Raw genomic sequence first — 12,731 nt, 5'->3', positions numbered from 1 at the left:
CTGACAGCCGGGCCCGGTCCGCCCCGGCGGACCTGCCGGGCAGCCCTCGCGAGCAGGCGTTAGGGTCTCTCGCGGGCCGGTCCTCGATCATCGGGCGGCCCGGGAAGGCCCCGAGGAGGTTACGCGTGGCGCTGCGGCTGGGGACGCGCGAGTTCGGTGAGCACGAGCCGGTGATCATGGCGATCGTCAACCGGACTCCGGACTCCTTCTACGACCGGGGCTCGACCTTCCGCGACGAGCCCGCCCTCGCGCGCGTGGAGCAGGCGGTGTCCGAGGGCGCGGCGATCATCGACATCGGCGGCGTCAAGGCAGGCCCCGGCGAGGAGGTGACCGCCGAGGAGGAGACACGCCGCACGGTCGGCTTCGTGGCGGAGGTCCGCAGGCGCTACCCGGACGTGGTGATCAGCATCGACACCTGGCGGCACGAGGTGGGCGCGGCGGCCTGTGAGGCGGGCGCGGACCTGCTCAACGACGCGTGGGGCGGGGTGGACCCCAGGCTGGCCGAGGTCGCCGCCCGTCACGGCGCGGGCCTGGTCTGCACGCACGCGGGCGGTGTCCGGCCGCGCACCCGCCCGCACCGGATCGCGTACGACGACGTGATGGCGGACATCCTGCGGGTCACCACAGGGCTCGCGGAGCGCGCGGTCGGGCTCGGTGTGCGGCGCGACGGCATCCTGATCGACCCGGGGCACGACTTCGGAAAGAACACCCGGCACTCGCTGGAGGCGACCCGCAGGCTGGGCGAGATGACGGCCACCGGCTGGCCGGTGCTGGTGTCGCTGTCGAACAAGGACTTCGTGGGCGAGACCCTCGACCGGCCCGTCAAGGAGCGGCTGACCGGCACGCTCGCGACGACCGCGATCTCGGCCTGGCTGGGCGCGCAGGTCTACCGGGTGCACGAGGTGGCCGAGACCAGGCAGGTGCTCGACATGGTCGCCTCGATCCAGGGCCACCGGCCCCCAGCGGTGGCCCGCCGGGGCGTCGTCTAGGTCAGGCGCCCGCCGCCCCGGACGCCGGGCTCGCGCAACGCCCCCAGCGCCGGGGGCTCGCGTAAGCCAGCGCCGCGCCCCCGGACGCCGGCGTCACAGCGCCCCGGACTCCTTGCTCACCAGAGCCACGGCCTCGTCCACGTCGTCGGTCAGGTGGAACAGGTCCAGGTCGTGCGGGCCCGCCTTGCCCTCCGCGACCACCGTGCTGAGCACCCAGTCGACCAGGCCCTTCCAGTAGTCCGTGCCGAACAGGACGATCGGGAACCGGGTCACCTTCTTGGTCTGGACGAGGGTGAGCGCCTCGAACAGCTCGTCCAGCGTGCCGAAGCCGCCGGGCAGCACCACGAAGCCCTGCGCGTACTTCACGAACATCGTCTTGCGGACGAAGAAGTAGCGGAAGTTGACGCCGATGTCGACGAAGCGATTGAACCCCTGCTCGTAGGGCAGCTCGATGCCGAGGCCGACCGAGACACCGCCCGCCTCGCATGCCCCGCGGTTCGCCGCCTCCATGGCGCCGGGCCCGCCGCCCGTGATCACGCCGAAGCCGCCCGCCACCAGCGCCTTGCCGAGCCGCACCCCGGCCTCGTAGTCGGGTGAGCCCTCCCGGGTACGTGCAGAGCCGAACACGCTGATCGCGGGCCCGAGTTCGGCGAGCGCGCCGAAGCCCTCGACGAACTCCGACTGGATCCGCATGACCCGCCAGGGATCCTGGTGCACCCAGTCCGACGGCCCCTGGGTGTCCAGCAGCCGCTGGTCGGTCGTGGTGGGCTGCATCTGCCCGCGGCGGCGTACGACAGGGCCCAGCCGCTGCTCGTGCCACGCGCCCGGCTCCCCGTCCTGCCGCTCCGGCTCATCCGGCCGGCGCTCCGGCTCGCCCTGCCGCTCCCGGGTCTCGCGGTCTCCCTCAGCGTTGTTCATGGTGTTTCTCCCTCCGCATCGGGCCTCCCCGCCGGCGGGCCTGGCGAGGATCGTTCAGTGCAGGGTACGCACCCGGAGGTGACGAACAGCGGAATTCAGCTGGTCAGCCAGGCGCGCAGGTTCTCCTCCGCCTCCAGGACGGCGGCGACCGCGACATGCTCCTCGCGGGTGTGCGCGAGCTTGGGGTCGCCGGGTCCGTAGTTCACCGCGGGCACGCCGAGGGCCGAGAAGCGGGCCACGTCGGTCCAGCCGTCCTTGGGCGCGGGCTCGGTGCCGATGGCCTCGACGAACGCAGCGGCCGCGGGGTCGGACAGGCCGGGCAGCGCGCCGGGCGCGGAGTCGGTCAGCACCACCTCGAAGCCGTCGAAGACCTCCCGTACGTGGGCGAGCGCCTCCGCCTCACTGCGGTCGGGCGCGAAACGGAAGTTGACGATCACGGCGCAGGCGTCGGGGATGACGTTGCCCGCGTGACCGCCCTCGATCATCACGGCGTTCAGGCCCTCGCGATAGGTGAGGCCGTCGATGTCCACGCGCCGCGGCTCGTACGAGGCGAGGCGGGCGAGCACGGGAGCAGCCTTGTGGATGGCGTTCTCGCCGAGCCAGCTGCGGGCGGAGTGGGCGCGCCGGCCCGTGGTCTCGACGCGGACCCGCAGGGTTCCCTGGCAGCCGCCCTCGACCTTGGTGTCGGTGGGCTCGAGCAGCACGGCGAAGTCGGCTGCCAGCCACTCGGGGTGGTTCTCGGCGAGCCGCTTCAGGCCGTTGAGCTCGGCCTCGACCTCCTCGTGGTCGTAGAAGACGAAGGTGAGGTCGCGGTTGGGCGCGGGCAGGGTGGCGGCGATGCGCAGCTGGACGGCGACTCCGGACTTCATGTCGGAGGTGCCGCAGCCCCACAGCACGCCGTGTTCGTCGAGCCGGGAGGGGACGTTGCCGGCGATCGGCACGGTGTCGATGTGCCCGGCGAGGAGGACCCGCTCGGCGCGCCCCAGGTCCGTACGGGCCACGACCGCGTCCCCGTCCCGGTGGACGGTCAGGTGCGGCAGCCCGCGCAGGGCCGCCTCGACCGCGTCGGCCAGTGCTTTCTCCTGGCCGCTCTCGGAGCGGAAGTCGACGAGCTGCGCGGTCAGGGCCGCGGCGTCCAGGGACAGATCGAGCGTCGGTTGGTCCATACGGCCGACGATAGCCCGTGACAGCACGGCAAAGTTCCCTGCCGGTACGGTGGGCCCGTGTCCCACCCGACCTCAACCCGCCGTCGCGGCCGCCTGCTGCGCATCGTCGCAGCCTGTGCCGTACTGCTGGCGCTGGCGGGCTATCTGATCGTGCACTTCTCCAGCAGCGGCCCGGGAGCGCCGCGCTGCGCGGTAAGGGGCCCCGGCAAGGACGGCGCCACTTACGAGATGCACCCGGAGCAGGCGGTCAACGCGGCGACGATCGGGGCCGTCGGCTCCTCGCGCGCACTGCCGGAACGGGCGGTCGCCATCGCGCTCGCCACCGCCATGCAGGAGTCGGGCCTGCGCAACATCGGCTACGGCGACCGGGACTCGCTCGGCCTCTTCCAGCAGCGCCCCTCGCAGGGCTGGGGCAAGGCCAGGCAGATCCGGGACCCGGTCTACGCGACGCGGAAGTTCTACGAGCACCTGGTGAAGGTTCCGGGGTACGAGCGGCTGCCGCTGACCGTGGCCGCGCAGAAGGTGCAGCGCAGCGGCTACCCGCAGGCGTACGCCAAGCACGAGCAGGAGGCCTCGCTGCTCGCGTCCGCGCTCACCGGCCGTACGCCCGGCGCCTTCAGCTGTACGGCCGCCTCGGCCGGCGGGCGTCCCGGCGACCCGGCGCGCGTGCGGGCCAAACTCATCCGCGAGTTCGGCCCCGACGTGCTGCCCCGGGCCCAGTCCGCGGGCCTCGAGCGGACCGCCGCAGCGGGCGGCGGGAAGAGCCGGGCGGGCTCCGACGCGGTGGTGGCCGTCCCGGTGGGCAGGAAGCCGGACCGGGGTGGTCCCGGGCGGCGCGGCTGGGAACTCGCGCACTGGGCGGTGGCCCAGGCCTCCGAGCTGCGCATCGCACAGGTCTCCTACGGGAACCGGGTGTGGAGCGCGGAGGAATCCGGGGAGGGCTGGCGCACGGCGGAGGCTGCGGAGGGAAACTCCGCCGCGTCAAAGGCCCGGGGCTCGGGCACGGTTCTCATCAGAACCGTGCAATAGACCGCTCGTAGCCGGCGCAGAGACCGCATATAGACCGGGCCAAAACCCGTCTCGGACCGCGCAATCGTGCGAGCGTCCACTCGATAGCGGGAGCGCGGCCCGAATTCCCGCCTTCGAATTCCGACGCTCGCCGCCGCATTCCCCGTTTGCCCCCAACTTCCTTGCAGATCAGGGGGAGTGACGATACATCAGGCCCATACGGGGATTCGCGTTTACCCGTTTTTCTCCACAGCGGATAATGCGACGCATTACCAACTCTTTACCCCCGTTCGCCGCAACCTTCCCGCTCCTCACGCGGTAGTCACAGCGTCCGCACCGCGGGCATGAGACACCCGACAGAAGCTCAAGCAGAAGCTCAAGCCTCACTCTCCGCCAAAGGAGCACAATGTCCCTCCCCCTCACGCGTCGGATCGCCCGAGCCGCGCTGCTGGTCGCCGCGGGCGCCGCTCCCATCGTCGGCGCGGCCGGCACGGCGAGCGCCGCCGACCTCGCGAGCACCCCCACCCCCACGGGCGGGCTCACCAACCTCGACGGTGCCAGCGTCGGTGGCACCGTCGACGGCGCCGCGCAGCAGTTCGGCAACAAGGCGGGAGACACCGGCAGCCAGGCCGTGAAGTCCTCCCTGCCTCAGGCCGGCAAGACGGTCGGCAACGCGGCCGGCAAGGCCGTCGGCGGGGCGGTCAACAAGACCCCGGTGCCGAAGGTCGGGAGGACCGCCATGCCGGTGGTCCAGCGAGCCTCCGGTCGCGCGGCGGGCGCCTCCCACACCGTCCTCGGCGCCGCCACGAAGGCGACCCCGGCGACGAGCGGTCTGGCCGGCGGCAAGACCGGGCTGCCCGGCGGCGCCACGGCCCAGGGACGGCCGCTCCAGGGCGGTCTGCCCCTCCAGGGCGGTCTGCCGCTCGGCGGCTGACCCCGAGCGCGTCTGAAGCGCTCGGCGCACTCGGCCCGCTCGGCGCATCCATCCGTACGCGGGCACATCCGTACGCGGGCACATCCGTACGCGAAGGGGCCCGGGGAGTTCCCTGCTCCCCGGGCCCCTTCGTATCGCCGAGCACAGGTGCGGAACGGTCCGTCCTCGTCAGGCCGCGAGGCGGCGGACCGCCTCCGCCACCCGCTCGTCGGTCGCGGTGAACGCCACGCGCACGAACCGCTCTCCGGCCGAGCCGTAGAAGTCGCCCGGCGCGACGAGGATGCCCCGCTTCGACAGGTCCCCGACCGTGTCCCAGCACGGCTCGTCCCGCGTCGCCCACAGGTAGAGGCTCGCCTCGCTGTGCTCGATGCGGAAGCCGCACCCCTCCAGCGCGGTGCGCAGCGCGGTGCGGCGGGCCGCGTAGCGGGCGCGCTGCTCCGCCACGTGTGCGTCGTCGCCCAGCGCCGCGATCGTCGCGGCCTGTACCGGGGCGGGGACCATCATGCCGCCGTGCTTGCGGATCTGGAGCAGCTCGCCGAGCACCGCCGCGTCACCGGCCAGGAAGGCCGCCCGGTAGCCCGCCAGGTTCGAGCGCTTCGAGAGCGAGTGCACCGCGACGATGCCCTCGTACGAGCCGCCGCAGACGTCCGGGTGCAGCACGGACACCGGCTCGGTCTCCCAGCCCAGCTCCAGGTAGCACTCGTCGCTGAACACCAGCACCCCGTGCTCGCGCGCCCAGACGACCGCGGCCCGCAGCTCGTCCTTCGAGAGCACCCGGCCCGTGGGGTTGGACGGGGAGTTGAGCCACAGCAGCTTCAGACCGGCCGGGTCGAGGTCCAGCCCCGCGGCGCCGGCCGCAAATGTCTCAGCGTCGTAGACGACCGGCTCGGCGCCCGCGAGCCGCGCGCCCACCTCGTACGTCGGGTAGGCCAGCCGCGGGTACGCGACGCGGTCGGCCGGGCCGAGGCCCAGCTGCGTGGGCAGCCAGGCCACCAGCTCCTTCGAGCCGACCACCGGCAGGACGTTGGTGTGCTCCAGGCCCACCGCGCCGAGACGCCGGCCCGCCCAGCCGGTGATCCCGTCGCGCAGCTGCGCAGTGCCCCACACGGTCGGGTAGCCGGGGCTGTCGGACGCGGCCGCCAGCGCGGCCTGGATCAGTTCGGGGACCGGGTCGACGGGGGTGCCCACCGACAGGTCCACGATGCCGTCCGGGTGGGAGGCGGCGGACGCCTTGTAGGGCTCGAGCCGGTCCCATGGGAAGACGGGGAGGCGGGCGGAGACTGCGGGCACGGTGCTCACTTCTCTCGGACAGGGCAGGTGGTGCGGAGGGGGAGGGCGGAAAACGCCTCGGTCCCGCACGGCCCTGAGCCGTACGGGACCGAGGCGGCGCTGCGCCGGGCCTTGGGGTCCCCCTGGCTGAGCCGGGGCACCCCCCGGCCCTGGCTTCGCCGTGGGCGCCCCCACCCAGCAGTAGCCGGGGAACCTACGACTTACTGGTTCTGCGGCGGCAGCGCTGCGATGAAGGGGTGGTCGCGCTCGATCAGGCCGAGCTTCGACGCACCGCCGGGGGAGCCGAGCTCGTCGAAGAACTCGACGTTCGCCTTGTAGTAGTCCTTCCACTCCTCCGGCGTGTCATCCTCGTAGAAGATCGCCTCGACGGGGCAGACCGGTTCGCAGGCCCCGCAGTCGACGCACTCGTCCGGGTGGATGTACAAGGACCGGGAGCCCTCGTAAATGCAGTCGACGGGGCACTCCTCGATGCACGCCTTGTCCTTGACGTCGACACAAGGCTGCGCGATGACGTAGGTCACGCTGTCGTTCCTCCTCGGTAGGGCTGGCGGTCCCTTCGCGGCTCCGCCACGGGCGCGCGGGAGCGCGGCGTCGTCGATGCCCGCACCTAGTATCTCCGTTCCGGGGCGCGAGACGAACAGGAGGGGCTGACCGAGCTGTGGATTTCACCACTGGCGGACGATTCGAGGTCCGGATCACCAGCGCTGACGTGGGCAAAAGGGTATCGGTCCGGCGCTTGACGGAGGCTGGAGCGCCCGGCGAGAAATTCACCGACACGGTCGGTGTGCTCACATCATGGGACAGCGGTGTGCTGTGTATCACACGGCGGGACGGGGCGACCGTCCGCATCGTGGAATCGTCGCTGGTCGCGGGCAAGGTCATCCCCGCCGCGCCGGTCCGCAGGAGGGGGCCCGCGGCGAGCTGGGACGAGCTCGACCGGGTCGCCGCCCGCGCCTGGCCGCCGGTCGAGAGCGAGCGGCTCGGGGACTGGGAACTGCGCTGGGCCGGGGGCTTCACCCGGCGTGCCAACTCCGTCCTGCCGATCGGCGATCCCGGCCTGCCGCTGGACGAGGCCCTGGAGCGGGTCACCGCGTGGTACGGCGAGCGCGGCCGCCCCGCGTATATGCAGGTCAGCACGGGGGCGGAGGGCTCGCAGGAGCGGCTGGCCGCCGAGCTCGGGGAGCGCGGCTGGACGCGGGAGGTCTCGGCGCTGATCCGGGTCGCGGCGCTCGCGCCCATCGCAGACGCCGGTGCCGGTGCCGGTGCCGGTAGCGGTGCCGGAGCCGACGCCGCTGCGGACGCGTCGCGCGTGGTGCTCTCCCGCGGGATCGACGAGGCGTGGCTGGCCCGCTATCAGCGGTCCGTCGAGCCCGCCCCCGAGGTGCTGAAGGTGCTGGGCGGCGGTCCTTCGGTGTGGTTCGCGACCGTGCCGGGCGATGCGGAAGGCACCCCGCCGGACGCGATCGGGCGCTGCGTGGTCGACGGGCGCTGGGCCGGGTTCACGGCCATCGAGGTCGTCCCGGAACGGCGCCGTCAGGGCCTGGCCACCGCCGTGATGGCCGCGCTCGCCCGCAGGGCCCTGGACGAGGGCGCCTCCGCCGCGTACCTCCAGGTCGAGTCGGACAACGGCGGCGCCGGAGCGCTCTACGACGGCATGGGCTTCACCACGCACCACCTCTACCACCACTTCCGCGCCCCGAAGGGTGAGGGCCGCTGAGCGGGTACCAGGCACGTATGCCCGATATCACCGACAGGCGGCAGCGGTTCGCCGAGGCGGCCCGCGCCGAGCGCCCGGACCTCGCGCTGCTGTGCCTGCTGGTCGCCGCCGAGGCCGAGCCGGAGATCGGCGAGGCCGGGATCGACGAGGCGCAGATCGAACTGGACCGGCTGGCGGGGCTGTTGCCCTTCCGGCCCGCCGACGGGGCGGCCGGGTGGGCGCGGGCCGTCGCCGATCTGCTCGGCCGGCGCTGCGGCTTCCACGGTTCTCCTGCCGACTACCGGCGCCTGGAGTCATCGCTGCTGACGCATGTGCTGCGGCGGCGGCGCGGCCTGCCGATCCTGCTGTCGGTGGTGTGGATGGAGGTCGCCCGGCGGGCGGGCGGACCGGTGTACGGGGTGGCGCTGCCCGGTCACTTCGTCGTCGGCTTCGGCGATCCCGCCGCCTCGGACGGGCATGTGCTCGCCGACCCCTTCGACGGGGGGCGGGTGCTCACGGGTGCGGATGCGGAGCTGCTGGTCGTGGGCGCGACGGGGTCGCCGCCGACGCCCGCGATGCTCTCCCCGGCCCCGCCGCTGGAGATCGTCCTGCGGATCCTCAACAACATCCGGGCGTGGGCGGCGGCACGGCCCGAGCGGTCGGATGTGCAGCTGTGGGCCGTGGAGCTGTCGCTGCTGCTGCCGAGCCACCCGGCGCGGCTGCGGTACGAGCACGCGCAACTGCTCGTACAGCGCGGGGACTTCAGGGACGGCGCGGCGGAACTGGAGGCGTACGCGGAGGTGATCGCGCCCGTCGACCCGGGCGCGGCCGAGTCCCTCCAGCGCCAGGCGCTCGCCGCGCGGGCCATGCTGAACTGAGCCCCGGGCTACGGGCGGGGCCGTGGGGCCGTGGGGCCGCAGGGTTACGGGCCTACGGGCGGGCGCGGGCGTAGCGGCCCGGGGCGACGCCGACGATCCGCTTGAAGTGGCGCGTCAGATGGGACTGGTCGTAGAACCCCGCGGCGGCCGCCACCGCACCGGGCGGCTGCCCGTCGAGCAGCAACCGCCGGGCACGATCGACGCGCCGCGTCATCAGATACTGGTGGGGCGCGATGCCGAACGCGCCGCTGAACGCCCGGACCAGGTGCGTCGGGTGGGCGTGCACCAGCTGGGCGGCCTCCGCCAGGGTCACTCCGTCAAGCACCCGTTCATCCAGAAGTTCGCGCATGCGGTGCGCCACGCTCCGGTCGCGCCGGGGCGGCGCCGATGCCGTCGCCGATGCCGTCCGCTTCCGCAGCTGCCTCCGCAGGCGCTGCCGCAGCCGTTCGCCGATCAGCGCGAGCCGGCTCTCCGCCTCCAGCTCATCGCCCCTGAGCCGCAGGACCGTGTGCAACTGGTGAACCCGCCGGCGCAGCACCGGGTCGCGCAGATCGGGACTGTCGACCGCAGGACCGATGAGCCGCTCCCCCAGGTACGTCATGTCCAGGTACACCACCCGCTTGCGGAATCCCTGTGGTGTCGCGGCGGAGCCGTTGTGCGGGACGTGCGGGGGCAGCAGGGTCACCACGTCGCTGGGCGTCCCGTGCTCGTGCCGGTCGAGGTCGTAGCGGACCACGCCGTCGTCAACGATCAGCAGCGTCCAGGCGTCGTGGACGTGCATGGGATACGCGTGATCGGTGAAATGGGCGTGGAAGACCTCCGTCACACCCGCCACCGGCGGGCGCCACGCCGAGATCTCCGGCCGGGCCACCATGCAAAGAACGTACAAGACCCCGCCAGTGCCCGGTCGGCAGTCTGCGAGGCATGGATCGAGGCATGAATGACGAGCGAGAGCCGATCGGATTCGACACCAAGATCGCCGTCCTGCTGCGCGACGACCTGCTGCCCTGGCAGCGGCTCAATGCGACGGCGTTCCTGGTCAGCGGCGTCGGTACGCTGATCCCCGAAGTGATCGGCGAAGCGTACGAGGACGCCGACGGCACCAGCTATCTGCCGATGTTCCGCCAGCCCGTCCTGGTCTTCGCCGGTACGAAGGAGACGCTGACCGCCGCGCACGCCCGCGCCCTCGGCCGCTCCCTGCCGCTGGCGGTGTTCACCTCCGACCTGTTCACCACGGGCAACGACCGGGACAACCGGGCCGCGGTGCGCGCGGTGCCGAAGGATCAGCTCGACCTGGTCGGCTTGGCCGTGCACGGGCCGCGCAATGCCGTGGACAAGGTCCTCAAGGGGGCCAGGATGCATCCCTGATGCGCGGCGGGTTCCTCCCCTGACCCGCCCTTCCGGGAAGGTGCGGGCCGGGGGGGAACCACCGGACTCGGCCGGCCGCGGCCTAGCTGGGCTCGAGCGGGATGACGCCGATGCGCTCCGCGGGTGTCTTGCCGCGCAGGGCCTTGGCCAGCGCGGCGGCGACGTCCTCGGGCGAGACCGGCTTCCTGCTGCCGTCGCCCTTCGTGATCAGGACGCCGTCGAAGGTGCTGCCGTACAGCTTCTTGAGCGCCTCGCGGTCGTAGACCTCCACCAGACGGCCGTTCACCGGCTTCACCGAGAGGACCTTCGGCAGCGACTTGTCCGGGCCGAACGGGATCGACTTGCCGCCGGCCTTGATCGTGACCAGGCCGGACATCGCCGGCTCGGCGAACTCCTTCATCTTCCGGTCGATCTCGGCCCGGCTGATCGTCGGCTTCTGCATGCTGACGGGCAGCTCGACGGTCTCGCTCTGGCCGGTCTCGGCCCGCTCCCAGTACGCGTCCTCGACGGCGGCGACGGCCTCTTCCACGTCAACGGCCTTGTGCGTCTTGCCCGGTACGGCGACGGCCTTGCCCGGTACGAACTTGATGGTCCCGTCCTGGTTGCCGCCGACCTCCCCGGAGAGGGTCTTCAGCGCGGCCGCCAGCTTCTCCTCGTCGATCTCGATCTCCGGCTCGCCCTCGCGGGCGCCGCCGAAGAGGGAGCCGATCACGGAGACCGGGTTGTAGTCGCGCCCCGCGACACCGCGGACGGTCGTCTCGGTGTCGAGGGTCAAACCCGCGGCGGAGGGCTTGAGCTGCTCCTCCTTGCCGTCGACGGCCACGGTCAGCGGACCGTTGACGCGCCCGCCGAGAGCGTCGTCCAGCCTCGCGACGGCGTCCTCCTTCGACAGGCCGCCGATGTCCACGCCGAGGACGGTCGTGCCGTTGGGCACATCCGCGTGATCGAGCAGCAGCCCCGCGCCGTACGCCACGACGGCCACGCCGACGAGCCCGGCTCCGGCGAGGACGAGCTTGGAGCGGCCCTTCTTGCCGGGCGGAGCGGGCGCCGGTGAGCTCGCCGCGGGGGCGGGCGCCGGGCGGGGCTCGGCGGCCTCTCCGATCGGCGGCCCGGGCGGGAAGGCCCGGTCGCCGGCCGCCGGGCTGCCGGGGAACGCGAAGTCGCCGGACGACGGGACCCGAGAAACGCCACTGACCAGGGTGTCGCCCGAGATGTGATCGGGTCCTTCGGGACCGCTGGGTCCACTGGGACCGCCGGGCCGGGCCGGACCACCTGGGCCGGGAGGACCGGCCGGGCTGCCCGGACCGCCCGGACCGCCCGGACCTGCCAGGCCGGACGGGAGCTGACCGCCGGAGGCGGGGCCGCCGGGAGCCGCACCGACCGCGCCGATGCCGGAAGCCGGCGAGCGGTGATCACCGTCGGTTGGGGAGGGGGCCTGCGGGGTGAGCCGCGCCGTATCGTCGCCGAGACCGGGACCTCCCGGGCCCTCAGGCCGCCGGAATCCGGGCGGCGGGACCGGCAGGTCTCCGGTCATCGGCCCGGTGGTGGGCCCGGCGGGACCGGCACCGGTCGGCCCGGCGGGGCCGGCGGGCCCTGCACCGGCCGAGGCGGTGGGCCCGGCGGGTCCTGGGCCCGGACCCCTGCCGTACGGGGGGGTGGGCCCGGTGCCCGGGTCGCTGCCAGGACGACCGGCGTACGGCCCGGAGTCGGGGCGGCCCGTGCCGTACGCGGGCGTGCCTCCGGTGGACTCACCCGGACCAGCGCCCGGACCCGAGCCATGCCCCGATGCGGGCCCGGCGCCGGATCCGTTCGAGAAGTACGGCATGTCGGAGCGTTTTCGCTCCCCGGCGCCGCGCGGGGCCGGAGCCGCCAGCGGTGTCGGCGGTGTCGGCGCGGATGCCGGCGTCGACGTCGGCGCCTTGCGCGGCGCGAACCAGTCGCTCGTGGCCTTCGGCTCTTCCCTGCCCTCGCCGCTGCCGCGGGACCTGGCCTGCTGCTGCTCGTCCTTGGGCGCGGGTACCGAAAGGGTCGGCGACGCCGCGGGAGACGTGCCCGTGGTGGAGGACGTCGGGCCCGTGGCCGCCGCGGCTTCCGCGTCCCCCTCCTCGACCGGCTTGCGCACGACAACCGGCGGGATGGGCCGGGACCCCGGGATGTTGATCCGGATCCGAGTCGTCAGCGTCGTCTCGGTCCTGGGCTCCTCCGGCTTCGGGGCCTCGCCGTCGTCCGCGCCGTTGTCAGCCGCCCTGCTGTTCTCGCGCGCGGCGTCCTGCGGGGGGTGCAGCGACGGGTACTGGCGGGTTCCGTACGGCGGGGTCCCCGAGGGATATGCGGCTCCACCGCGCCCCTGGGGACCGGAGGACGAACTGTCAGTTTCTCGGCTCAAGGCAGGCTCTCCCGGTTAGCTCCGCCGCCCGTCATGACCTCGCTCGGGCGGCTCGGCGGCGCGCTCCACCATACTGGGCAGTGCCGACATCGACCCAT

The 12,731-nt window shown here is 73.2% G+C and carries 12 protein-coding genes; 6 read left to right on the top strand and 6 right to left on the bottom strand.

Features of this window, described 5'->3' with window-relative positions; translation table 11 throughout:
- Window positions 1-176: 176 nt before the first annotated feature.
- On the top strand, window positions 177-989 hold the full coding sequence (gene folP / locus ACTWQC_RS23510; protein WP_443317801.1) for a dihydropteroate synthase: 813 nt from the start codon (window positions 177-179) through the stop codon (window positions 987-989).
- A gap of 93 nt (window positions 990-1,082) precedes the next feature.
- On the opposite strand, the gene ACTWQC_RS23505 is transcribed toward folP, so the two are convergent.
- On the bottom strand, window positions 1,083-1,907 hold the full coding sequence (locus ACTWQC_RS23505; RefSeq protein ID WP_443317773.1) for a TIGR00730 family Rossman fold protein: 825 nt from the start codon (window positions 1,905-1,907) through the stop codon (window positions 1,083-1,085).
- 95 nt (window positions 1,908-2,002) lie between these two features.
- Entirely contained in the window at window positions 2,003-3,073 is a 1,071-nt protein-coding gene (dapE, locus tag ACTWQC_RS23500; RefSeq protein ID WP_443317772.1) for a succinyl-diaminopimelate desuccinylase, read from the bottom strand.
- Window positions 3,074-3,130: 57 nt separating this feature from the next.
- Here dapE and ACTWQC_RS23495 point away from each other — a divergent pair, with 57 nt between their 5' ends.
- Together ACTWQC_RS23495 and ACTWQC_RS23490 are read left to right on the top strand one after the other, a co-directional pair.
- Complete coding sequence (locus tag ACTWQC_RS23495; RefSeq protein ID WP_443317771.1) at window positions 3,131-4,102, top strand: hypothetical protein; 972 nt, start codon at window positions 3,131-3,133, stop codon at window positions 4,100-4,102.
- Window positions 4,103-4,487: 385 nt separating this feature from the next.
- Window positions 4,488-5,015, top strand: a complete 528-nt coding sequence (locus tag ACTWQC_RS23490) for an ATP-binding protein (protein ID WP_443317770.1) — start codon at window positions 4,488-4,490, stop codon at window positions 5,013-5,015.
- A 168-nt stretch (window positions 5,016-5,183) separates the two neighbouring features.
- Here ACTWQC_RS23490 and dapC read toward each other — a convergent pair whose 3' ends face one another.
- Together dapC and fdxA are read right to left on the bottom strand one after the other, a co-directional pair.
- Window positions 5,184-6,305, bottom strand: a complete 1,122-nt coding sequence (gene dapC / locus ACTWQC_RS23485) for a succinyldiaminopimelate transaminase (protein ID WP_443317769.1) — start codon at window positions 6,303-6,305, stop codon at window positions 5,184-5,186.
- A gap of 200 nt (window positions 6,306-6,505) precedes the next feature.
- Entirely contained in the window at window positions 6,506-6,826 is a 321-nt protein-coding gene (gene fdxA / locus ACTWQC_RS23480; RefSeq protein WP_018089397.1) for a ferredoxin, read from the bottom strand.
- Between the two features lie 137 nt (window positions 6,827-6,963).
- Here fdxA and ACTWQC_RS23475 point away from each other — a divergent pair, with 137 nt between their 5' ends.
- Window positions 6,964-8,022: a GNAT family N-acetyltransferase gene (locus ACTWQC_RS23475; RefSeq protein WP_443317768.1), complete on the top strand. Its 1,059-nt coding sequence runs from the start codon at window positions 6,964-6,966 to the stop codon at window positions 8,020-8,022.
- Between the two features lie 17 nt (window positions 8,023-8,039).
- Window positions 8,040-8,879, top strand: a complete 840-nt coding sequence (locus tag ACTWQC_RS23470) for a transglutaminase-like domain-containing protein (RefSeq protein WP_443317767.1) — start codon at window positions 8,040-8,042, stop codon at window positions 8,877-8,879.
- A 52-nt stretch (window positions 8,880-8,931) separates the two neighbouring features.
- On the opposite strand, the gene ACTWQC_RS23465 is transcribed toward ACTWQC_RS23470, so the two are convergent.
- On the bottom strand, window positions 8,932-9,753 hold the full coding sequence (locus ACTWQC_RS23465; RefSeq protein ID WP_443317766.1) for an AraC family transcriptional regulator: 822 nt from the start codon (window positions 9,751-9,753) through the stop codon (window positions 8,932-8,934).
- Window positions 9,754-9,815: 62 nt separating this feature from the next.
- Here ACTWQC_RS23465 and ACTWQC_RS23460 point away from each other — a divergent pair, with 62 nt between their 5' ends.
- Window positions 9,816-10,247 (top strand): DUF2000 family protein, encoded by a 432-nt coding sequence (locus tag ACTWQC_RS23460; protein WP_443317765.1) that lies wholly within the window; start codon window positions 9,816-9,818, stop codon window positions 10,245-10,247.
- An 82-nt stretch (window positions 10,248-10,329) separates the two neighbouring features.
- On the opposite strand, the gene ACTWQC_RS23455 is transcribed toward ACTWQC_RS23460, so the two are convergent.
- Window positions 10,330-12,633: a hypothetical protein gene (locus ACTWQC_RS23455; RefSeq protein ID WP_443317764.1), complete on the bottom strand. Its 2,304-nt coding sequence runs from the start codon at window positions 12,631-12,633 to the stop codon at window positions 10,330-10,332.
- Between the last annotated feature and the right edge of the window lie 98 nt (window positions 12,634-12,731).

Source organism: Streptomyces sp. 8N616, assembly GCF_052246385.1.
In the GTDB taxonomy this organism is placed as follows: Bacteria; Actinomycetota; Actinomycetes; order Streptomycetales; family Streptomycetaceae; genus Streptomyces.
The sequence above is the reverse complement of the archived record's forward strand: the minus strand, read 5'-3'. Positions and strand labels throughout refer to the sequence as shown.

Excerpts from the sequence above, each read along its gene's own strand:
- ACTWQC_RS23490 (WP_443317770.1), top strand. The coding sequence starts at position 4,488 with ATGTCCCTCCCCCTCACGCGTCGGATCGCCCGAGCCGCGCTGCTGGTC.
- ACTWQC_RS23505 (WP_443317773.1), bottom strand. The coding sequence starts at position 1,907 with ATGAACAACGCTGAGGGAGACCGCGAGACCCGGGAGCGGCAGGGCGAG.
- ACTWQC_RS23460 (WP_443317765.1), top strand. The coding sequence starts at position 9,816 with ATGAATGACGAGCGAGAGCCGATCGGATTCGACACCAAGATCGCCGTC.
- dapE (WP_443317772.1), bottom strand. The coding sequence starts at position 3,073 with ATGGACCAACCGACGCTCGATCTGTCCCTGGACGCCGCGGCCCTGACC.
- folP (WP_443317801.1), top strand. The coding sequence starts at position 177 with ATGGCGATCGTCAACCGGACTCCGGACTCCTTCTACGACCGGGGCTCG.
- ACTWQC_RS23470 (WP_443317767.1), top strand. The coding sequence starts at position 8,040 with ATGCCCGATATCACCGACAGGCGGCAGCGGTTCGCCGAGGCGGCCCGC.
- ACTWQC_RS23465 (WP_443317766.1), bottom strand. The coding sequence starts at position 9,753 with ATGGTGGCCCGGCCGGAGATCTCGGCGTGGCGCCCGCCGGTGGCGGGT.